Source organism: Aeoliella sp., from assembly GCF_965227375.1.
In the GTDB taxonomy this organism is placed as follows: domain Bacteria; phylum Planctomycetota; class Planctomycetia; order Pirellulales; family Lacipirellulaceae; genus Aeoliella.
The window spans coordinates 881,283-903,909 of sequence record NZ_CBDDFX010000002.1; the positions used below are offsets into that span (position 1 = coordinate 881,283).

Annotated in this window: 13 protein-coding genes; 11 read left to right on the plus strand and 2 right to left on the minus strand. The window is 56.5% G+C overall.

Features of this window, described 5'->3' with window-relative positions; genetic code table 11:
• Positions 1 to 317 precede the first annotated feature (317 nt).
• Positions 318 to 881, plus strand: coding sequence for a hypothetical protein (locus tag ACQK2L_RS16655; protein ID WP_425398156.1), 564 nt, complete (start codon positions 318 to 320; stop codon positions 879 to 881).
• 379 nt (positions 882 to 1,260) lie between these two features.
• Entirely contained in the window at positions 1,261 to 1,902 is a 642-nt protein-coding gene (locus tag ACQK2L_RS16660) for a hypothetical protein (RefSeq protein WP_425398157.1), read from the plus strand.
• Between the two features lie 236 nt (positions 1,903 to 2,138).
• Here the strand turns inward: ACQK2L_RS16660 and ACQK2L_RS16665 are convergent, their stop codons facing one another.
• Both ACQK2L_RS16665 and ACQK2L_RS16670 read right to left on the minus strand, forming a co-directional pair.
• Positions 2,139 to 2,552: a hypothetical protein gene (locus ACQK2L_RS16665; RefSeq protein ID WP_425398158.1), complete on the minus strand. Its 414-nt coding sequence runs from the start codon at positions 2,550 to 2,552 to the stop codon at positions 2,139 to 2,141.
• Between the two features lie 150 nt (positions 2,553 to 2,702).
• Entirely contained in the window at positions 2,703 to 2,930 is a 228-nt protein-coding gene (locus tag ACQK2L_RS16670) for a hypothetical protein (RefSeq protein WP_425398159.1), read from the minus strand.
• A gap of 37 nt (positions 2,931 to 2,967) precedes the next feature.
• Between ACQK2L_RS16670 and ACQK2L_RS16675 the strand changes: the two genes are divergently transcribed.
• The 9 genes from ACQK2L_RS16675 (at position 2,968) to ACQK2L_RS16715 (ending at position 22,619) form a co-directional block, all read left to right on the plus strand.
• The gene (locus tag ACQK2L_RS16675) at positions 2,968 to 3,495 is read left to right on the plus strand and encodes a hypothetical protein (protein WP_425398160.1); all 528 of its coding nucleotides are present in this window, start codon (positions 2,968 to 2,970) and stop codon (positions 3,493 to 3,495) included.
• A gap of 252 nt (positions 3,496 to 3,747) precedes the next feature.
• A complete protein-coding gene (locus ACQK2L_RS16680; RefSeq protein WP_425398161.1) occupies positions 3,748 to 3,930 on the plus strand; it encodes a hypothetical protein in 183 nt (60 codons plus the stop codon).
• Between the two features lie 347 nt (positions 3,931 to 4,277).
• Positions 4,278 to 7,583, plus strand: coding sequence for a hypothetical protein (locus ACQK2L_RS16685; protein ID WP_425398162.1), 3,306 nt, complete (start codon positions 4,278 to 4,280; stop codon positions 7,581 to 7,583).
• Positions 7,584 to 7,864: 281 nt separating this feature from the next.
• Positions 7,865 to 8,512: a hypothetical protein gene (locus ACQK2L_RS16690; RefSeq protein WP_425398163.1), complete on the plus strand. Its 648-nt coding sequence runs from the start codon at positions 7,865 to 7,867 to the stop codon at positions 8,510 to 8,512.
• 22 nt (positions 8,513 to 8,534) lie between these two features.
• Positions 8,535 to 9,098, plus strand: a complete 564-nt coding sequence (locus ACQK2L_RS16695) for a response regulator (RefSeq protein ID WP_425398164.1) — start codon at positions 8,535 to 8,537, stop codon at positions 9,096 to 9,098.
• A gap of 27 nt (positions 9,099 to 9,125) precedes the next feature.
• Positions 9,126 to 13,469, plus strand: a complete 4,344-nt coding sequence (locus ACQK2L_RS16700) for an amino acid adenylation domain-containing protein (RefSeq protein WP_425398165.1) — start codon at positions 9,126 to 9,128, stop codon at positions 13,467 to 13,469.
• A gap of 697 nt (positions 13,470 to 14,166) precedes the next feature.
• Positions 14,167 to 17,883, plus strand: a complete 3,717-nt coding sequence (locus ACQK2L_RS16705) for a hypothetical protein (RefSeq protein ID WP_425398166.1) — start codon at positions 14,167 to 14,169, stop codon at positions 17,881 to 17,883.
• 41 nt (positions 17,884 to 17,924) lie between these two features.
• Complete coding sequence (locus ACQK2L_RS16710; RefSeq protein WP_425398167.1) at positions 17,925 to 19,298, plus strand: SHD1 domain-containing protein; 1,374 nt, start codon at positions 17,925 to 17,927, stop codon at positions 19,296 to 19,298.
• A gap of 30 nt (positions 19,299 to 19,328) precedes the next feature.
• Positions 19,329 to 22,619 carry a hypothetical protein gene (locus tag ACQK2L_RS16715; RefSeq protein ID WP_425398168.1) on the plus strand — a complete coding sequence of 1,097 codons (3,291 nt, stop codon included), beginning with the start codon at positions 19,329 to 19,331 and terminating at the stop codon, positions 22,617 to 22,619.
• Positions 22,620 to 22,627 lie beyond the last annotated feature (8 nt).

Sequence of the window (22,627 nt, forward strand, 5' to 3'; positions counted from 1 at the left end):
ACCACTATCCCAACGGCCTCCAATCTTCAAGGAGAGTCCTGCAAACCCATTCCGATCGGGCCAGCCATTGGAAGGTGATTGGCTACGCTGAACGTGGGAAGACTGCAGGCATAGGCTCTGAACTGGTCAGCTGCATTCGGAGAGCAATGCCAGCCCGGTTGGTGCAGGTGTGCGGATTCGCGCAACTTTAGGGGCTGGGGTAAAAATCTGTTGCAAGGAGGCTCGGCTATCCGTATCCTGAAAGGCAGAGAGTCTGGTTCCGCGGCGCGCGGGTATTCAATGAGCGGCTCTTAAGCTTTCTATGTTGGGGGTTTGCGATGAGAATCACTTCGGCATTGGCCGCACTTCTCACGGTCATTACGTTGACCGCATCGAGCAAGGCAAGCATTACTCTCAGTTTTTACGACGCCAACTATCTCGGGCATATTTATGATGCCCAACCTGCGTCTCCGACAGACGAAGTGTCGTATATCAAGGATCTCATCACGCTTGGTGCTGGTGACGGGGTGACTGACGTCAACGGCGCGGACTACGACCGACTGAATAGCACACTCGCTGGCCCATTTGATATGCCGTCGACCACCGATGATTTCAGAGGAGCGGATAGCGTCTACCAGATTACTTTGACGGAAAGCTACCAGTACATCTATGGCAAGTACGATGGTCCCAACTATGGCGCCGAGGTGTGGTACTTTCCAAACGGAATAACGGGAATGGTGACCCTTCCTCAGTATCCCAAGGATTACCCAAACCAATATGCACTTTCCCACGCGTCAGCTTACAACCAAGTTGCGCCCGTTCCTGAAGCTGGGAGTTTCATCGTATGGGGCACCTTGGCTATAACTGGACTCAGCCTCTGCCGACGCAAGCTGTTTGGGTGATTCACTGGTTACCAATCAATTCGTCATTGAAGTCGATGGGGTTAACACGCCATCGACTTTTTTGATTCTGTTGCACCCTCGCCGATTTGTGTCAGCGCATCCTTGTCGGGAGATTATGGCCGAACAGTGCCAGAGACGACTTTAAGACGGGCTGACCAATTCCCAGGTAACTCAGATCCTGAAAAGGCGCGGTTCAGGATTGGCCGGTTTTGGCACGCATTGGCGCTCCTGCGATGCGGTGTGCCGCATGACCGCGATCCCAGCTCTGTTCAAGGGCGCTTTGTTCTTGCAATGGTGTAGCTGACAAATAGAATGACTGGGCAATGCGGGCGATTCGTAACAGACAGACCCAGATTGTTGATTCCGAAAGATCCATTTTATGAATGCACTACTGCGTTTGCGATATCTTCTAGTTGTTGGATCACTGGTGGTGGGGGCTTTGCTGCTGATTGGAAACAGCGCAAATGCATCGCTTGTGACCTCATTGAACTTTGTAACCGACTTCTCCAACTCGGAAGTTAATAATCCCAACAGCGGTAGTACTGGAACGAACCAGTCTACGGTATCTGCGAACACAATTGTGGCAAAGAAAGGCAATGGTGGCGGTACATTTGGCCTGCGATTGGCTTACATCGGCGCGCCGATTGACACCACAGGTTTCAAGGACCTGCAGCTTAGCTTCTCTTACGTAGAGGTGGGCACTCTCGAGCACAACATCACTGATGGGAGCAGTGTTAGCGGGGATGGACTAATCTTGGGCGGTGATCTTATCTTCAACTCCAACTTGAATAGCGGTGCCCCCAGCCCTCCACTCAGCTATTCCTCAAGCTTCGACAATGGTAGCGTAGCTATCAGTAGTCTCGAGATCCTCCTGGCGGTGAACGCAAATACTGAGGAGATCGAAATCTCCGATATGAAGATACTAGGGACTCCAATTGTGAGCGTACCGGAGGCCGGTTCTCTGGTCGTCTGGACAGTTTTGGCGACCGTGGGATTGGCATTTCTCCGCGGCTGGCGTTAAGCCTCAAGATTGCCTGGCTCAACGGTGATTCACGCAATCAGTTTGCGCCGGCAAAAGGCTTTGGATAGCAAAAGCAGTTTGCCCGTATTGGTGGCATTATCAGAGCCACCAGGTTTATTGCTTGGATTCAACCTTCCGTAACGTCGAAGGCTGCGAAAGTCCTCAGCCGTTGCGTTAATCGCGATGGAGTCTTCACAGCCGTATAGAAAATGGTCGAACAGTGCCAGAGACGACTTTCAGACGGGCTGACCAATTCTCAGGAGGATCGGCGTCCTGAGTGCATGATTGCACTGGGGTTGTCGCCGCCCTATACGCGAGAGGATGTGAAGGCGGCGTACTTTGCGAAGGCTCAGCTCCTCCACCCCGATCACGGCGGGACGGTCGAGGATTTTCGACAGCTGCACAGTGCTTTTGAACAAGCCCAGGAGTTTGTTGAATACCATGGTGATCGCCGTCGCTGGATTGCGAGCAAGCTGGAGCGTTATCTCTCGATGAGGCAGGCCGTTGAGCGTCTTGAAGCCCTGGGAGCCTCCATAACTTCGGTGACCGCAGAATGGCTGCGAGACTCGGTGGGCGAATTCGCTCAACTTGCCGAGGTCGTGATCGGCGTTCGGCTGGTTGATGCTTCGGCTGGAGACCAGTTTATCCAAGTGCTCCTTGAGGAGTTGCCTGTCCTCAAGAATTTGGTCAAGATCGAGATGCCCGGCTGCAGAGTTTCGGATGATGCTGTGCTCCGACTCGGAGCCTACTCCTGGGTGCGGCACTTGGATCTGAGCCGAACCCCAATCACACCGAAAGCACTAAAGGTCGTCGACGCCCTGCCCGACCTTCAGACTTTGACTCTGGATGGTACTCGCCTTGGATGGTGGCCCCGCAGCCGTGTCGAGCGTCGCGTACGAAGACGTGCTAGCGGAACCGACCAGGCGTTTGGGAAGCTGCCCGACGCGGATTTGCGATAGCGGAACGATGCGAACGAGATACCAATTCACAGTCTTCCAATTGCTGGTTTTGACGGCAATCGTTTCCATCACTCTCGTCTTGCTGTCCAAAGCACCCTTTCTTGCGATGACACTTTGCGCCGCCTCGCTATTCTGGGTTTTTGGCTTTGGCAGGTCGAAGCAAGGTCGACTATTGCTAGTGCTGTTTGCGGTGCTGATACCAATGGAGTTTGCCTGCGGCTTACTGGCTTATCACACGCTGAGTGAGATCGACTCCTCGCTGGTTCGTTTGCTTTTGTTACTGAATGTGGTCTTTCTAGCGCTCTTTATCCATGGATCTCGCAGGACGGCGTTCTGCGGAACTCTACTACTGGCCACATGGATCGTGCCGCATCAATGCGTGCTAGGGTTTCGCTGGTGGCTAGTCCATCAGGAAGCGGCTGAAATAGTTGCGTACGCCGAGCAAGTGGAGGACGAAACTGGGGACTATCCTAGAGATCTGAGTGGATACACCTACCGCCATACTAGCATCAAACCCTTTGTGCATTACTCCTACAATCGTGTGCCGGATACGTTTAGCGTAAATTACTACGTCGGAACGCCGGGCACGTCTCACTGGTATGATGGGGGACTCTGGAAGTATCACCCGGACTGAAACTACGTCGTCTTACGAGTTAGCCGTCGATTGCTCCTTATACGCCTTTCTGTTCGCTCTTGACGAATTCGATACGCGCATACTACGCTTTTCGCGATTCCGCTCCCAATCAGCTGCTAGCTTCTCCCCACCCGGTACAAGCAGGGATTTACGATGCAAAGGTACTACAGGTTGCTGCTCGGATTGGGCCTAGTGTGCTTGTCGGGGTGCCTCTCCTTCACCGTTGGCGGACGAAGCCATCAGGCGCCGACAATGGCTCAAGAGATAACGGAGCTACGCAAATTGCGAGACCGGGGCACCATCACGGCGAAGGAGTATGAAATGGGCAAACTGACGCTGCTTCAACAGTTTCGCCCCGAGTCGCTAGAGCTCGTGAATCCCGCCGATACCCAGCTGGCGACCTACCCCGCGCCAGTGGACGAGTCCACGAAATAAGGCGCCCTACAGATTTGCAGGATGCAGCTAGCTAGCATTTGCCTGCCACGGTGCCCAAGACCACCTGTAGCGGTTGTATCGGACCTGCACCGGTGACGCTTGTTCAACGTTCTTGTGCACGAGTGTCGCGCATTCTCACGCCGTAAGCTAGCTTTTAAGTAGTGCTCTTGCGGTTTTCACCGGATCTGCTAAATGGCGATACTCTACTTGAGATCTTGCCACTGAAGCCTGCCTTGGAGGTAACCGCACAGACAGACCAGACGCAGCATTTTGCGAGCATTCCCATGCGTTTCAATCGCCGGCATACAAAATCGCGCTTCTTCGAAGCTCTTGAGGATAGGCTGACGATGTCAGCCGAGTCGCACGTCCTCTCAGGGCTCGATCAGGTCATCAGCGAATATGGCTTCACCGGTGAGGGCCAGACAGTGGCCATGATTGGATCGGGCGTTGCCTACGATCATGTCGCGCTGGGTGGTGGGCTGGGAAGTCAGTATCGAGTTGTTGGGGGTTGGGATTTCGCCGAGAACGATGCCGACCCCTACGACGACTCAAGCCCACTGAATGGTTCTGGCACCCATGAGGCGGGAGTCGTCGCCGGCGGTGTCGGCTACGGCGATTCTGGCGTGGCGCCGGGCGTCGACCTCGTTGCACTGCGAGTATTCGACGACACCGGCTACAGCGACTATGCATGGATCGAGTCGGCCCTGCAGTGGGTGCACGACAATCGCAACAGCTTCGAGGATCCAATTACGACCGTTAGCATATCGCTTGGAGCCGACTATAACGATTCGAGTATTCCGGGATGGGCGACACTCGAGGATGAGTTCGCTCAGCTGGAAGCGGATGGTATCTTTGTCGCTGTAGCAGCCGGTAATGGTTTTCAGGACTATGAGGAGGCGGGACTCAGCTATCCGGCGGTAAGCCCGTATGTCGTTCCTGTGATGAGTGTCGACGATGGTGGCGCGCTGAGCTTCTTCAGCCAGCGGCACACTTCTGCCATTGCGGCACCTGGTCGATTTATCGCGAGCGCCGTGCCGGACTGGGCAGGCAACAACGACTCGACCGTTGACGACGTAGTCGAGCGGTCGGGTACGAATGCTGCTGCACCTTATCTCGCGGGTGCAAGCGTCCTTGTTCGAGAGGCCATGGAGTCTCTGGGTTCCACAGGGATCACCCAGGACGATATTTACAATCAGATCATGGCAACTGCCGACTCGATCTACGATTCGGCAACACAAACCTGGTATCAGCGACTCGATCTCTACGAGGCCATCAGCGACCTGATGCCCGACGACGACTATGGCTCGGATCCGGGTTCCGCCCATGACCTCGGGACGCTGAGCAGCAATACACAGATCAACGGAACCATTGGTACTTCTGTTGATGTTGACTACTTCAAGTTCACCCCTTCGACGTCGGGCCAGGTGAAGTTCACGGTGACGCCTGCCGCTGGGCTCACCCACACATGGATAGGTGGGGGGTATGTGAGTGGATCGAACAGCGAGAATTATACCCTGAATGTCGTCGCGGGGCAGACTTATACGTTTGGTCTCGGCGCTAGTAGCGGTACAGGCGACTACACCATCGATGCAACCGTGGCCTATGCGTCCGATTGGGGAACCGTGCAAGGTCAGCTCACGAATGCCGACGTATCAAGCACGAGTCAACGCTGGTTTCGCTTCGTTGCTGGGCAAGCCGGGTATGTAACCGTGGAGGCATCATTCAGCCACGCGGCCGGGAACGTAAACCTGTACCTCAAGAATGCGAATCAGCAGAATGTCGGGCAAAGCACTGGCACTGGTAACACCGAACGCATCGACTACGTGGCCACTGCGGGACAGGAACTGCTGCTTCAGGTTGTAGGCACCAACGCCGATATCGACTTTGTGCTATCCAACATGGTGGCTGTGAATGGCTCCACGCTGAACGTCACCGGCACAAGTGGTGACGATGTATTCACGATGATTGCTGGGACGACGCACCAAGTGGTGGCAAACGGAGTCAGCTACCAATTCGATTCTGCGTCGGTCAGTAACATTGTATTTAGCGGCCAGGCTGGAACCGACACGGCGACGATCACAGGAACTACGGGCGCCGACAATGCGACCTATAGTGTTGGCTTAGTCACGCTGGCGGGCACGGGCTACTCGGCGTCGGCGCAAGCGGTAGAAAACGTCACCATCAACGGAGGTGGTGGGAGCAACTACGCTACGATGTACGACACGACTGGTGACGAGACTCTCACCGGCTATGACTATCAGACGACGTTCGTTGGTGCCAACCGCCAGCATGTCGCTGCCGGATTCAGCAGCGTGACCGTGCATACATCAGGCGGAACCGATCGGGCGTACCTCCATGGCACGACGGGCGACGACACATTTTCGGCGTGGTCGGATCGAGCTGTTCTGTCGGGAAGTGGGTACTTCAACGACGCCCGTGGATTCGATAGTGTCACCGCCTACGGCTACGGAGGTACGGACCGCGCCTACCTCAACGGAACCACGAGCAACGATACCTTCACTGGCTGGACCGACCGGGTTGTCCTTGCGGGTACCGGCTACTTCAACGATGCCCGCGGTTTTGAATCTGCTACGGCCTACGGCAACGGAGGTACAGACCGAGCCTACTTGCATGGTGCGACCGGCGACGACACGTTCTCGTCCTGGTCCGACCGAGCCGTCCTGTCTGGTACCGGATACTTTAACGACGCGCGCAATTTCGTTAGCGCTACTGCCTATGGCTACGATGGAAATGACCGAGCGATCTTCCATGGCTCGACTGGGAACGACGTCTTTTCGGGATGGACAGACCGCGCGGTATTGACTGGCACCGGCTACTTCAACGACGGCCGCGACTTCGAGAATGCCGTTGCCTATTCCAATGGCGGGAGCGACCGAGCCATCTTCCACGGCACAACCGGAGACGAAACCTTCGCCGCTTGGGGAAATCGTGGCGTGATGTATGGCACTGGGTACTGGAACGACGCCCAAGGGTTTTCCAACTCCACAGCTTACGGAAATGGTGGCAATGATCGGGCAATTCTGCACGGCTCCGCGGCGGACGATACCTTCTCCGCCTGGAGTGATCGTGCCGTACTACAGGCGACCGGCTATTGGAACGACGCTCACGATTTCTCGAACGTCACCGCGTATGGCGACGGTGGTACTGACCGCGGATACTTCCACGGTACCGCAGGGGACGACACGTTTGCCGCTTGGGACAACCGTGGCGTGATGTTTGGTGCCGGCTACTGGAACGATGCCAATGGCTTCGGCTATTCCACCGCCTACGGTAACGGCGGCAACGACATCGCCCATCTACACGGTACGGCTGGCAACGATACGTACGCGGCTTGGAGTGACCGCGCCGTGATGCTGGGCACTGGATTCTTCAATGAAGCGGTGGGCTTCCAGAAGACCACGGCCTATGCTTACGGGGGAACGACCGATCGAGCGATTTTGCACGATTCGGCGGACGACGACACCGTTGTGGCCAACCAGACGAAGGCATACATTTACAACTCCGCATTCCACAACGAAGCACAGGACTTCGACCGAGTCGAAGCGTGGGATGACAACACCGGGGACGACGACACGGTGGTCAATTCCGGTACTCTCGACTACGTTTTTGCGCTGATTGGCGACTGGAGTTGAGCCCGCTCTTCAGCACGAAGTGCCTATACGGCTTCTCTGGGCGTCGGGCACATCGATCTGGCTGGTTTGCCGGTCCCTACTCGTGACTGTTAGCTGTGAGTGCCTGACGCCTTCTCAAAGCTCCAGCTCTCCACAGGGAAGTTCCTGGATTTGCTGGAGCTGCCCGCAGAAACACCTAATTAATAGCAGGAAATCCTTGACTGCGACTCGTCCCGCCACTAGATTCGGGCCAGTGGAAACAACTTGAGGTTTATCAACTAGCGGGCGTAATGGTGTTTGCTGTGGCTATGAAACGTTTGGTGCAGTTCTTGAGCTTGGCCGTTGCGGTGGGAGTATGGGCGTCTCCGGCCCAGGCCTCCATTTCACTGACATTGGACAGTTACAACGTCCAAGGTTTGAATTCCGATCCAGGCTTGGTTGTTGAAACCTCCAACCTACTTCCTCAGCCGTACACGTTTGATCTATCGGTTGGACAGTCCATCACGGTACCGCTATTCCGCATCTGGACCGACGAGACGGCCCACAACCCGGATGACTCGGTCGAACGGCCGATATCGGTCGACTTCTCCTTCACCAAGCCGGAGCCTGCATTCGGCGGCAGCGTCGATGGTGGCACCTCGGCTGTGACGGGATTCGTTTGGATTTTTCCGTACTCCGCCGGTCACGTTGACTGGGATGGTTCGTCCTTTCTGAGCTTTGGTCCCAACGGCGACGGACTACTACGAGTGTCGCTGTCCGAGGAGTACTTCAACGGCTCGCTAGTCGGCGGATTCAAGCCTGGCGAGAAACATGGTTCTACGGTGAAGGCCAAATTCAAACTCCTTGCCGAGCCCACGGTCGTGCCCGAAACCTCCTCCATTCTGGTCTGGAGCGTTATTGGCCTGGGAGTGGGCTTGGTCGCCTACCGACACCAACGCTCAGCGGCCTAAGTCGATTGAGGTCCTCGTTTTTATGGCGCCCCTGCCCTTCTCTCCGGGCGGGAAAGTTGTCCATTGGGCTGCAATATCTGCGGGTTCCAGCTGCCCGCTTGCCTTTAGAAGTGCTGGATCACCGCGATCCCACCAATTACAATTCGGTGAAGTAGATTCCTACTGCGAACTCTCCTCGCTGGCGTTTGCCAAAAGAGAGCAACAGATCAGATTTGTCAGGGGGACCGGCATGCGCGATCTAGGGGGAACGATTCTGATCGTTGACGTTCAGGGTGAAGCCAACGGTCACCTCTTTACGAAAGGGAGCATTCCAGAGGCTGGGTTATGCTTCGCGCACGATGCCAACGAAGCGATACGCCTAGCACGCTCGCGACCCTTTGCCCACTTCATCGTGAATTCGGAGCTGCCCGACTTCAACGGACTCGAACTCTTCCAGTTACTCAAAGAGATGCTACCAGCAACTCCTGGCACGATCTTCTCCGACCACTACTCTCGCGAAGTAGAGGTCGCAGCGCGTAACTGCGGTGTGGCTTCTTATCTTTGTAAGCCACTATCGAGGGAAATGCTGGAGGCGTTGCTTTCCTAATGGCAACGCTGTGGCGGCGGTACTTAAATGCTCTCTACGAACGACAAACAATCGCTAACAGAGCTTTCGACAGGTGTTAAATCGGGCTATCCAAGGCGCAGTGCAATTCAAGAGGTCTTCGAGGAAGTCGTCGATGACCAGCCCAGCAACATTGCCTTGATCTGTGGGCAAGAGCGGATCACCTATCAAGAGCTTGACCAGCGGGCCAATCACGTTGCTCAGAAGCTTGATGACCTGGGAGTCCGTCGCGGAACAATCGTGGCATTCTGCCTTCCGCGCTCCGTCGAAGCGATAGCAGTGCAATTGGGCGTCTTGAAGGCCGGCGGGGCCTACATGCCTCTTCCGTCAGAATACCCGCCAGATCGATTGCGAGTGATGCTGGAGCAATCGAGCCCGCTCGTACTCGTGACGTCGCAAGAGTTTGTTGATCGATTCCCAGATCCTGGCGTGCAACTTCTTTTGTGGGACGACATCACAGGCGAAGGGACTGAATCAGGCATTGAAAGGTTGGATTCCGGTAACAGCGCGGAGGACTCCGCCTATGTGATGTTTACCTCGGGCACGACCGGTGTGCCCAAAGGTGTGGTGGTGCCGCATCGCGCCGTGACGCGTCTAGTCTGCAATCCGGACTATGTGCAGATTGAAAAGGACGACCGGTTCTTGCAGTACGCGCCGCTTGCATTCGATGCTGCAACGTTCGAAATCTGGGGCCCGCTGCTGAACGGTGCTACTCTGGTCTTGGCACCGGCAGGCATTCTGACGCTACGAGAGTTGTCCGATTGCATTTTCGAGCACGGTGTTACCACACTTTGGCTCACCGCTGGGCTGTTCCACGAAATGGCGACTCACAACATCGAAGGCTTCAAAGGTCTGCGAAACCTCCTAGCCGGTGGTGATGTTCTCTCGGTGGAGGCGGTCAGCAAAGTAAAGCAAGCCTACCCTTCGCTTCGGCTTGTCAATGGTTATGGGCCGACGGAGAACACCACTTTCAGTTGCTGCTATACGGTCGACAATCTCGATCGGATTGCAGGCGGTGTTCCGATTGGAAAGCCTATTGCAAACTCCGATGCGTTCGTGCTGGATGATGGTCAGCAACTCGTGCCAATCGGCGAGGAAGGAGAACTCTACGTTGGCGGCGATGGTCTGGCGCTTGGGTATCTTGGAGATTCCCAGCTAACCAGCGCGCGGTTTGCAGAGGTAGAACTCGGACCAGATGTTTCCCGAAGGCTCTACCGAACGGGAGATCGCGTTCGTTGGAATATTCACGGCGATCTAGAGTTCCTCGGGAGAGTCGATTCGCAGTTCAAGCTGCTTGGATTTCGGATCGAGCCGGGCGATATCGAAGCAGTGCTACGTCGCCATGAGAGTATTCACGATGCCTCGGTCGGGGTCACAACGGATGCCGTGGTCGGAAAACGGTTGCTGGCATTCGTCGTTTCTGAGCAATCAGCGTCCCTGGAGGTTGAGGACCTCCAGGCCTTCGCAAGTGAAAATCTTCCACACTACATGGTGCCTAGTGAGTTCAGGACTCTGGAACGGTTGCCCCTGAATGCGAATGGAAAGGTCGATCGTGCAAAGCTCTTTGAGCAAGCGGCCGCTCCCGAAACGCCTCCAGTAGAAGCTCCTCAGCAAACAGAATGTCAAAATCGGGTTGCTCAACTTTGGGCTGATGTATTGCCAATAGCCCGATTGGATTCGAGGATGACTTTTCTAGAGTCCGGCGGAGATTCCCTGCGCGCCATCCAATTGGCCGCCCGATTCCAGGCGGAATTCAACGTGGAACTCACGATCGATGACAGATTCTTGAACGGCACCACCAATTCGCACGCGCTGGAGCTTGAGCGGAGAGCCAGCGAGAAGGACGCTGACAAGCTTATCGGGCCGGTCTATGGAGAATCCGCCGATGACGATGCCCTTTCGCCCGCTCAGGCGAGGCTCTGGTTTCTGCAACAATTCGACCCGAGCTGCCAGGCCTACAACATCGCTCTTTGCTACAAGGTGGCGGGCGATGTAAATCCCCGGCAGCTAGAACGGTGTTTGGCTGAAGTCGTGCGTCGCCACGACTCGTTGCGAACACGGTTCATCGATCAAGACGGAAGACCGTTGCGGCACGTACAGGAATCATCCGAGTTCCCGTTCGACTATACGGACTTACTAGGCAGTGGTACGTCTCTAGAAGACTGGAAACTGGAACACTCTCGACAGTCATTGAATTGCGACAACGGTCCCCTGCTCCGCGTCTCGCTAGCAAGAACAGCGAAGTCAGAATATTTCCTCCTTCTGTTGGTTCATCATCTTGTTTTTGATGGTTGGTCGGAGAAGGTCCTATTTCGGGAGCTGGCCGCATTAATTGCCCCCAGGCCGAGTTCGGCGGATGTTCTCCCCAGCCTGCCTGCTACCTATTCAGACTTCGTGCGTTCGCAGCGTCTATCATCAGCTTCTGCTCGCTATGAATCGGACCGGACCTACTGGTGCGAGCATCTACAGGGTGTGCCAGAAGTGCTTCAGCTTCCCACAGATCATCCACGGCCTCCACAGCCTACTTGGAACGGACGGACGCTGTTTTACAAGCTGCCGGAGGGCGTTGCAGCAGCCGTTGATGTGTTAGCCAAAACGCAACGGTCGACTCCGTTTGTGGTCCTTCTTGCAGCGTTCAAGGCGTGGTTGTACCGACAGAGCGGTCAGGACGACTTTGTCGTTGGAACAGCGATTGCGCAACGTCAACGGCCAGAGTTTGAGCCACTCATCGGATTCTTCGCCAATACGGTTGCCTTACGCACCAATTTGTCAGGGAATCCTCCGTTTGAGCAGTTCGTCAGCCGTGTAGGGCAGACGGTACAACAGGCCATCCAGCACCAAGGCTTTCCTTTCGACCAAGTTGTCAGTGAATTGCAGATTGAACGCAACCCAAGCATTCCTCCGCTGGTACAGGTTGCCTTTGTAATGCACGAGGGAGCCCTGGATTTGCCGGGTCTGCATGTCGTACGCGAACCCGTCGATCCTGGCACGGCCAAGTTCGATTTGACGTTCTATGCCGTGAAAGACGAGGGCGGGTATCAACTTTGGGTAGAGTACAACAGCGACCTGTTCGACGAATCGACTGTGCGAAGCTGGATGGGCAGTTATGAGATTTTGCTAGCCGAGATTGCTCGTGATCCAGCGCAAAGCATTGAACGCGACCTGCATCCGCCACAACAGAGCGCGCGCAGTGTGCCTTCGAACGGTGAAGGGACTCAACCACCAACCAGAGCGCTTTCCTTGGAGAGTGTCGAGAGCGAGCTCGCCAAGATATGGGAGAACTTGACGGGCGAACGCGGCATCCGTGGCAAAGACAACTTCTTTCAGGTAGGCGGGCATAGCCTGATGGCTGTGCAGCTTGCGGCCCAGATCGAGTCGACTTTTGGAAAGTCCGTGAGCATTAAAGAGTTGTTCCAACACCCTACCCTCCTGGAGCAAACCATGCTCATTGCGGGCCGGAACACGAAAGATGGTGATGCCTTGATTCGCTATCGAGAGGGAGCCGATGGTGGTCTCATACTGTTGCCAAACATTGCTGGGCGTGCGTACGCAGGTGAGTGGGTGCTGCGTCACTTGCCCCAGGACCTGGGACTCTTTGCCATCGATTTAGACACTGACGATTTGGATGTCAAACGGACTACGGTCGATCAGTTGGCCGCAAGATGCGTTCAGTTGCTGGAGCACGAGGGGGTTCAGGCACCCTTCCGGCTGCTTGGCTACTCCTTTGGCGGCCTGCTTGCCTACGAGACAGCCATCCAATTGCAGCGACGTGGACACGAAGTCAGCTTTGTAGGGATTATCGACACGGGGCCAGCTCATTCGGGTCGAATGGGCGTTCGTGCACGCCTGGGAGTGTGTGCCGACTTCTGCTCGAATGCCACGCGGTGGTTTGCCCATCGAAGTAAGCAGCGAGTGCTGTGGTCCACCATCGGGCGTGCCTGGTCCGACTATCGCGCAAGAAGGACCAGAATCAAGGCCTCGAAGTCGCGTGCCGCGAATACGCAGCTTGAATCGGAACAGAATAGCGACAGCGACAGCGTGCAAGATGTTCCTTTTTGGCTGGGTCGCAAGCCCAAGGATCCTGACGACAATAGACGCAATTTTGTGCGGGCCTATCTCAACTATCACCCCGCTCCATACGAGGGCCGGGTGACGCTGTTCCGCGCACAGTTGCGCAGTTTGATTCACCACTTCGCAACAGATGCCGGATGGCGCAGTGTGCCGGTCTCTGACCTCGATGTTCGTCTGATACCCGGCTCTCACGTGACTATGCTCGAGCACCCACATTGTCTGGTTTTGGCGAAGGAAGTTCAAAACGCACTGGAGAGTAGCGGTTTGACCTTTTCGCGATAACGCCTAGTAGTCTTTGTACATAGCGTTCTGTCTCACTCGGCGTTCTGAGCAGCCTGCACCATCGCTACGATGCCTGCTCGTACCGCCTCGGGTAACTGTGGCCAGCAATCGATGATCGTGAGCAATTCCTTGTGTTCCAGCAGGAATGTGGTATGATGAAAGAGTCTCTCGGATGCTTCATGTATTGATTTGATCGCACAGCTGTAAGCATCACAGTAAGTGAATTCGCCCGCATCCGTTTCATTCGGCAAAACTAGTGTTTCTGTACTAGTGTGTTTGGGATTGCAAATCCGACATCCCCGGTTCGAATTCGGGCGACGCTGCTCTCACAAAACCCTGGGAGATGCTGTGTTCGTAGGGGCCCTTCTTGGATCTTCGCGATCGCCGAGGCTAAGCGCATTCTGGGCCTCCCCAGCTAACTTAGCGCTGCTCGCATTCCTGCCGAAGAAGATCAGCTTTCTTATTGACTTCAGCGAGCCCAAGCGGCGTATTCAGCCGCCTCGAGGAGCAATGCTGGAGTTTGTGGCGGCTAGCAGTTTTTGGTGAGCCGTTGCCACGTTGGAGATGCTTGAACCAATCGTTCGACTGGTCGCCTTGCGCTGTTGGCCAATTCCGCGGCTTTCGTACTTGCGGGGCGCGCCGCGCTGTCGGATAATCAAGGGGATCACACTAGAATTCAGACCAAGGGGGTTGAATTGTGAGTAGGGGTTTTCTATCCGCCTTCATTCTTACAACGGTACTCCTCTTCCCCGTGGGCTGCTCGCAGCCCGAATCGTCCGGGCTTGCGGCGCCAGACTCGCCAGCGCCGATTAGCGACGTGCCCATCACCAAGGTGGCTACGGACGCAGAGGTTACCCCTCTGGTTGAGCGCTACTTAGAGGCCATCGGCTCGTCGGCGGACGATGGCGATGCCAACGAAGCTACCGTTCGACTGTTTCGCTCAGCAGCAGAAGAGGAGAGTTTGAGAGAGATTCGCCGTGTCGAACCCGATGCGCGTGTGGCAGTATTGACGCAATTGGTCGAATCCGCGGAGCAACACCCGGAGGTCATCCGTCGGGTGGAAGACGCCGCACACGCGGCCGTCGGTTTAGACCTGGCGATGCGTGCACAAGTCATTGAGCAGGTTGTACAACCCGGCTGTCAGAAGGAAGCAGATTCGAAGCCGTACCAAGCGGCAGTTCGGATTGGCATGTTCCTGCGAGCGGACGAGGAGGTGGTTCCTGGCTTCGGTGAGAAGGCACTTCGCGTGTTGCTCGACACGCCGGAGGCCGATCGCCCGGACAGTGTCTATTCGACGCTCTACCGACTCGACATCTATTCGGAGGGGCTTGCAACGGTCGATCCCGTGGAGCGATGCCGCTTGTGGGCAGCGGTGTTGGAGCTGCAGCAACTCGAACGCACTTACCTGCGTCCGATTGACCTTCGCTTGCTCGAACAGCTGTCTCAGGTCGAAGCGAAGCAAGTAGGCACGGACTATGGAGTACTGCTACGCTGGTTTCTCCGCCGGCCTCACAAGATTGTAAGAGCCCGGAACAACCTTAGTTATGGCATGGCTGTCGACGCAGAGATGGAACAAGAGCTTCAATGCGCCAAACTCTTCGCAGCTCTACTGAAGGCGGACCCGCAACCGGCGGTTCAGTGTCTATCCAATGACGACATGGGGAGAGAATTGGGCCGCATGAAGCGCTCGTTCCCCGAACTGTTCGCCGAATTGCCGGAAGCGGAGCTTCGCGTGCTTGCCCAGCAGGAGAAAGAGGCATTCCTTGCAGCATTGCAGGCACGACGCTTGTACAAGGCAAATTCGGAGGCCAGCTCCAAAGGCCCACAACCGTCCGGCCCGGAAGCTGATGGGCCTCCGGACCTTCCTGACCTCTTTCTTGCCGGTGACTACTGCTCGCCGAAGGATCGCCGGGAACTCGCCACCGCGATTGCGATGGAGATGAAGACTTGCGAGAAGGAAAGACTGCTGGGATGGGTAATGCATTTGACGGCCGTGGCGTCGGCGTTGAAACCCGAGGAGTGCGTAGCGGCGCTAGAGTTCCTCGAGCCTTCGCCATTTGGTGGCGAGCAGGAGGGACTGACCGTCGACCCTAGTGTATATCGCGACTTCGTAGCCGCGATGCCGACCGAAGCGGGTGATAAGGTGACTCGTTGGCTGTTCGAGCGTATTCGAACGTCGGACAGGCCTGCGGTGCAATACCCCTTTGCGTTGCCGGAGTGCGGGGGAGATTGTAGCGGCAAGACGGCGACCATCATCGTCGATTATGTATCGAAGAACCATGGCATGGTGGCTTCAGGACAGCTTTGGGCTTCGTTGGCTGCCATCGCCGACGCGGTACCGAAAGCAGACGCGGACCCAATGGCGGCGAAGCTGATGGCAGAGGCCCAAGAACATCCGGATGCAATCACAGCGGTAGTGTTGGCACGACTGGCGGGACTGCTGACCAACGCCAATTCGGAGGATCGCTATCGCGCTTTCGAACTGGTGCTGGATAAGACGGACTATCATCCCGAGAAATCGGGTGGTTCGCGTCGAACAGCCTTGGTCGACAATCAGTGCCTTCCGGCCATGGCGGCAATCGCGGCAGGTCTGGACCCTGAAGACAAGCAAAAGGCCTTCGGCAAACTCATGGCCACCCTGACCGGCACCAGCGCAACGCCAGAAGCTCAGGTGCTGGCTGGCGGCCTGGCGGCCGTAGCGTCCGATCTTTCCACCGCCGACGCGGAGCGAGCTTTTGGGCTGCTCGTGCGCTTGAGTGTGGCTGATCGACAATCTCACCCAAAGATGCCAGGCCATGTGCTCGCATTCCTGGAAGCCCGCGATCGTGAGGAGTGGCCTGGGCTGATCAGGCAGTTGTTGCCACGGATCGTTACTGGCGAGGTTCGTGACAGCGGTTCTTCGATGTCGAGTCCCAGCGCACTAATGAGGTTAGTAGCCAGCGAACTGCCTTCGTCCGAAGTCCACGAATTGCTTCGCGTGATGTACGATTCGCTGCCGGACATTGAGCGGGTGTCATTGATGGAGTTGGTCGCTCCGTTGCTGGATAGTATCCCCTCCGACAATCGCGACCTGATTGCTCAGGAACTTCTCGGCAGAATGCAGGAAACGGATAATCCACTGCATCTCGCGACTTTTACCCAAAGCGTGGCGCGATTGGGTCGTGACGTCAGCAGCGAGACCCGCATGGCAATGGCCAACAAGTTGCTGGACGACTTCCAGGCTGCGGTGAAAGAAGCGCAGGCGGGCAACTGGCGAGGCCCTCGGCCTGTTGGCGGGAGATTTTTCTGCGATCCCCTAAGCGAGCTACTTCCCACCCTCGATCCCGAAGACGCCGCTCCGCTACGAGATCGGCTGGTGAAGGTGCTTTGCCAGATTGTCTATCAATCGGACGCCCTGCCTGCGGACCCCGAGGTAGTCCGTGTTTACCCCAATCCACAAAGCCTGGCGTCGGAAGTGGCTCAGGTACTGGGCAAGACACAAGCCACAATGTCGCCGGAGGTGATGGACACGGTCCTGTATTGTCTGGTTTCTTTTGGCAGAGAGAGCCACCCGGTTGGCCTGAAGAAAACCTGCAGTTCCATCCAGATGTGCCAAGGGACCGCCTCGCCCGGAGTGGGGATTGCGCTCCTCGAGGAAATCTCTCAAGATCCCCTGCCGCGCATCATGGAGGGATGGGATCAGATCATCATGGTCACAGCGCCGAAGATTCCAGAGCAGGACCTGCCAGCGTTCTACGCCGCCTGCTGGGACGCCTATGCTCGATATACTGACCCGAAGCAGCGTCGGCGCAGTACGGAGTTTAGCGGATGTCTGATTGGTATGGGGCGTCTGCTTCCTGCTGATGCTGCGTGGTCCGCCACGCAGATGGTTCTAAAGCGTTGGCCGGACGAGACAAACCGCGAGCAACGCAAGCTCTTGCAGCGATTATATAGGGCGTTACATCCACAGTTGTCAGATTCCAAGCAACAAGAAGCCGACACTCAAGCCGAGTCGCTAGGTCTCGAGCTGCCGCCGAATCCGGCCACTTCGCGACGACCACCGAGAGCGAACACGCCGGAGGTGTCGATAGATGATTTGGACGAACTGCAGACTCGCAGGCAAAACCTGCAACTGTTTCTGAGGAGCCATCGTGGGCTGCCGCTCGAGGAGAGCCTGGCTTTGGTAGAAAAATTGGATGCGAAGGGCATACTGACCACACGGCCGCAAGATCGCTACCAAGAAGCAGTGTTGCAGTGGTTTGTTGGCGGTATGTCTCCCGAAGCCACTGAGTCCATCTTGCCTTTGCTGGCCCAGCCCGACTGCGTTGGTTTTAAGCAGAGCTTGCTGGCGACTGCGCTGGCGGCCCATCGGGCGAAGCGCTTTAGTGGAGGAGATTTGTGGGATCTGGCGGATTTGTTGGAAGTCGAGAAGTAGGTTCCGCTTGCCATGCCAACGAACGGAGAACGAGTGTCGCGATGAGAATAGCTCTTGATGTCCCGCAGCGTTTAGTGCCAGCGATAGACTCTCGTTGTGGCCAAAGGCGTGCGTTTATCTTGCTGGCCGCCTTCTCTTTGTTGGTCGCGTTGTGGTGCCCCAGCCGAGTCCAGTCGGCCGAGGCCATGCGCACTTGGACCGATTCGTCGGGCCGCCACAAGTCGGAAGCCGCCTTCGTGCGCACGGATGCCGATGCGGTGCAACTGAAGCTGCCCAACGGCCGGCTGGTTTCCATTCCCTTGTCGCGGCTCAGCAAAGCAGACCAAGAGTACGTCGCCAAGTTGTCAGAGAACCAGGAGCCAGTTCCGCCGCAAGTTGGAGAGTCGCTCGCGAAACTAGAGGCCGCTGCTGTTGCGGTTTGGCGGCAGCAAGGCGAGCAAGGCCGCGTTGCACCTGGAATTGTCGTGCGCAAGGAGGGCGATCATGCGTTCGTCGTCTTCAGAACGACCGCCATGAACCAGGCGATGGATTCTACCACGTCGTTCTTTGTATCGCTTGGCAAGGATGCGACTTCTAAGGTGCCGGCCACGTGGCTCAGTTCGTGCTGCCACGGCCAAATGGTCCTGCTCACCGCACCCGCCGACCAAATGCCTGATCCAGTGCCAATGGAAGCTGGTGAGCTACCAACCCGTGGCCAGCCTGTCTCGCTGCTGGGCTACCAGATAGAGCGCGGGCGATTCCCTTCGGCGACTCGCGTTCAGCAAGCTGCCAAGGTCCACCGCATCTTTCGCGCCTACGACGGCACCATCACCAGTTTCCGTCTAGAAGCACTTCCGCCGGTACCGACTTTTGGACTCGTGGTCAACGAGCAAGGTCAGTTCATTGGCGTGGTGACGGATCACGTTCAGCCAATCCGGAGGCGGAAATCGAATGGCGTATCCGATCCGCCTCGCTTTCATACAATGCAGCTGCCCTCCATCCTCTTTGCCGATCTGGATTTGCCGTACCAGGTCAACATAGCGTTTGCGTTCAAGCCTACGGACGGGGACAACCGCGCGCTGCAGTTTGTTGTGTTCGTTGCGGACCCTTTCGAGCAGATGCGCAATCCTCGGCTGCGGTTCAATCCAAGAAGGGCCAATGATAAGTTTCGCATTCATTTGGATGAAGACGACCCACGCTTGATAAAGACGGAATCGGATGCGCTGATTCTCGAACGCCGGGCGCCGGATGAACATTTGAAGAAGGTATTGTCGAGCTACAGAGCCCTCGATAGCCACATTACCTTGGTGGCCGACATGGATTGGCCTCTCGAAGGAGATTTGAGTCGAGAAGGACTCGCGTTGCAGCTCGTGTTTGAAACGCCGGATGGGACGACCTGCGCAGAGCCACCCGTCATAAGAAAGCCAGGTCGGTGACGATGTTGCCTTGCTGAAAGCAGAGATACGATGAGTTCCACAAAATATGCTCGCAGTTGTTCGTTGGTTGCGGCGGTGCTTGCCGTAGCATTGGCTGCGGGGTGTTCGACTCGTAGCCTGGCGCAGTCGCCTGCGGTAGGCGATTCGGAGTCTGGCAATGCGGACAAGCCGTCGCCAGCGGTAGCTGCTAAGCTGCAGACGATCAACGACGCCATGGTTCTGGTGGCGGTCCGAATCGACGGGGAAGTCGGTGTCGTGCCTGGTGTGGTGTTTCACCGCACTGGCGACGAGGCCTTGATCGCTGCCCCCATCGACCGTGCCATCGGGAAGGCTTACTACGAGTTTGGTACGAACGTCAATGATCCCCAGTATCGTGTGATACTTGGCAAGGGGCGCCAGCGCAAGGCCGTTGCTTGTCGTCGGACTTCCGCTTTTGATCAGTATCGGTTCAGCGTGTTCTCCGCTCCGGCGGATCAGCTTCCGCCGCCGATTCCCTTGGATGTGGTGAAGCAACCTGCGCCCAATATGCGAGTTCACGTGATTGGATATGAATCGGACAAGGTGAACCGGCCTACTGCGTATTCCGGTGTTTCCGAGATGGCAACACTCGGTCAGGTCAACCTCGACCGAAAGGGACAAGTCGATTCGTTCGACATGGTGTGTCGCGAGACGCCCACGCTATCGCTAGCGGTGGTTGCCACGACCTCCGGCGAGGTAGTCGGCTTCGCGCCAGGGTTTCGTCCAAGCAACGCTACCGACGGCTCGCAGTACGCTGTTAAGCTGCCCAGTTTTCTAACCGACTTGCTCGAACCAACGATTTCATTTCTGCAATTTGGCTTCGAGTCGGGAAACACCAAGGAGGTGGTGTACGAGTTTGCCGCCGTGATCAACGACCCTTGCCACAGAGTACGAGAGCCTCGGCTGAGCATTCAGTGGATAGCAGACGCAAGGCGTGCGCGAGCGCGTATTGGCCTCGCTCGGGTTGAACAGCAGCCCGTCGAAACGCTGCCGGACGCGAGGACGATGGAACTGACAAATCAGGCGCCCTCCGATGCCTTTGCAGTTCAGTATCCGGCAGTCAGCAGAATCGGAGAGGTTGAAGTATTGGGTGCACGCATGCCCGCAGAGAACCCAGGACCTCTTGGCGAGTATGCTTTCAATAGTCAGCTATCCTACACGGACGAGTCGGGCGCGAAAGTTCACCTGCCCCCGCGAGTACTCCACTGGAGCACGCGGTTCGCGCGCGATGGAGATCGTTTACCCGCTATCCCGGGTGTTGACGGAAAACCCCTCGACTGCGCCCGACCAGTCCAACTTGCGGATGGCACCTACCGAATTACCTCGGAGTGCACCCGCGTTTCGGCGGACAACAGTGATCTGAAGGTGGACGTTCCGCAGCCAGAGAACAGTCGCGAGATTTGGGGAAACAGAGTACCTGGTGCGGGGGGCCGGCGTACGGTACGGCTCGACATTGAGCCCGTGTCGCAGGGGCCGAGGCAAAGTATTCCCACCATGCCGGCTGTGTTCTCGCCCGATGGCGCTTGGCTTTACCTGGCCGACGCCAAGAACACCGTCCGCAAGATCAGTACCACTGACTTCAGAGAGCAGGTCTACCTGGAGTTCAAGACGCCCTGCACTTCGCTCGCGTACTCCAAGGCGGGAGTGGTTGCCGCCGTATCGGAGACCATCTTCGTTCTTGATCCAGAGACTCTGGTCGTAAAGCAGACGATTCCAACTGGTGGTGTCCGCTGGGTGGCGGCCTCACCATCATCGGACATTGGCTTCGCCGAAGGAAGAGCGACATGGTCGGAAGATCCATCCCAGCCACGAACCTTCACCCAATTGCTGATGGTGGACTACGAGCACGGCCGTCAGATTCACCGGATCAAGAACGGTTTAGGCTGCAACCTCCGCGTGGGAAGGACCACGTTCGATTACGGCTTCGGACCGCCATACCTGTCCAACGATGGCAAGCAATTATATCTGGGTGGTCAACAGCATGAAGAGGAGCTGCACCGGTTCCGCGTCGATGGCGAAGACCTGGTCTACGAAAAATTGTTCGATTTAGAGACTCGATTCATTGGAAACGGCACGCTGGTCTCTCTCAAACCCCGTTCTCGAACGTGCATCGTTGGCGACCTGCAAGCGGACATGCAGCCGAAGTTCGAGTTCATGATGAATTCGCAAGGGCCTGTAGTCGTCGATCCGCAGTCGGGAGTGACTTGCTTGCTTAGCCGGCAAGGCAGCTTGTACGCCTTCGATTCGAGGGGAGAGCAAGTCGGCGAGTTCGTCGTGCCTCGCAACGAAGTAAGCAGTCTGCTCCCTCACCCACAAGGTCAGCGGTTTCTAGGGTGGGGAGACAAAGAGGTCTTCTACTATGATCTCCAAATCGATCGGTTGGCGGAGTCGGGTGACGGTCATGAGCAGGACGAGGCGTCGGCTGCCGGAACTGTTGAGCGGATTCCATTCACTGGCCAACTGAAGCCATTCACTCCTGGCAATCTGCTTTCTTTGTTTAGGTTGTCGATGTTCGAGGTCACTTCGCAATGCGAAGTCGTGCAATCCATCGATCTGCCCAAGCCACCAGGGTTTGAACATACGCCAAATGTAACAGATCTGGCTGTCGCCGCTGATGGAACGCTGTACATTCTGTATGCGGCTGAGCAAGCAGCGTCAGGCAAACACATGGCCTGCGTAGCGCAGTTGGGCCGTGACAGGAAGGAATGGAGCTATTGGTCGTTCCCTGTTTCGCACAGTGGGTTCAATGGAAATATTGCATTACGCAACAGTGGCGAAGTCGCTGCACTTGTGACGTATAAAGTTGCGTACTTGCTCGACCCTCAAGCCACAGCCCACACGCCTATCGCGATACCGTCGGGCAAGTGCATGACGTTCGGCCCAGACGGAACCTACTACACTACTGGGCAACTGGATGTGCAACGATTCGATGCGGGGAAGCTCTTTCGCTATGCCGTGCGTGCGTACGACTTGGAATCCCTCAACAAGACCAAAGAAGTCGGAACGAGTGGAGAGCCGGTAGCGATGGCGGTCGACACAGACGGAAACATCTATATCGCCCAGTCAGCAACAGTCACCAGGATCGCACCCGATGAAAGTACGACCAAGCTGGATATCAGCAAGGATTGGCGTCGCGATGCAATTCTTGATATGGCTCTGTCGGACAGCGGGAAGCTGGCGATGGGAACGCGAAGCGGAAATCTATTTATCGTCGACAAGGACCTCCGTGAAGAAAGCTTGTTCACCAAGGAAGGTAAGAGGTTGGCGGTTGGGGTCACCTGGGTTCCTGACAAGGCCGAGTAGACTATCGA

Coding starts and splice junctions, on each gene's coding strand:
- ACQK2L_RS16710 (WP_425398167.1), top strand. CDS start 17,925: ATGAGAATAGCTCTTGATGTCCCGCAGCGTTTAGTGCCAGCGATAGAC.
- ACQK2L_RS16715 (WP_425398168.1), top strand. CDS start 19,329: ATGAGTTCCACAAAATATGCTCGCAGTTGTTCGTTGGTTGCGGCGGTG.
- ACQK2L_RS16670 (WP_425398159.1), bottom strand. CDS start 2,930: ATGGAAACGATTGCCGTCAAAACCAGCAATTGGAAGACTGTGAATTGG.
- ACQK2L_RS16680 (WP_425398161.1), top strand. CDS start 3,748: ATGGCTCAAGAGATAACGGAGCTACGCAAATTGCGAGACCGGGGCACC.
- ACQK2L_RS16660 (WP_425398157.1), top strand. CDS start 1,261: ATGAATGCACTACTGCGTTTGCGATATCTTCTAGTTGTTGGATCACTG.
- ACQK2L_RS16700 (WP_425398165.1), top strand. CDS start 9,126: ATGCTCTCTACGAACGACAAACAATCGCTAACAGAGCTTTCGACAGGT.
- ACQK2L_RS16695 (WP_425398164.1), top strand. CDS start 8,535: ATGGCGCCCCTGCCCTTCTCTCCGGGCGGGAAAGTTGTCCATTGGGCT.
- ACQK2L_RS16675 (WP_425398160.1), top strand. CDS start 2,968: ATGACACTTTGCGCCGCCTCGCTATTCTGGGTTTTTGGCTTTGGCAGG.
- ACQK2L_RS16655 (WP_425398156.1), top strand. CDS start 318: ATGAGAATCACTTCGGCATTGGCCGCACTTCTCACGGTCATTACGTTG.
- ACQK2L_RS16685 (WP_425398162.1), top strand. CDS start 4,278: ATGTCAGCCGAGTCGCACGTCCTCTCAGGGCTCGATCAGGTCATCAGC.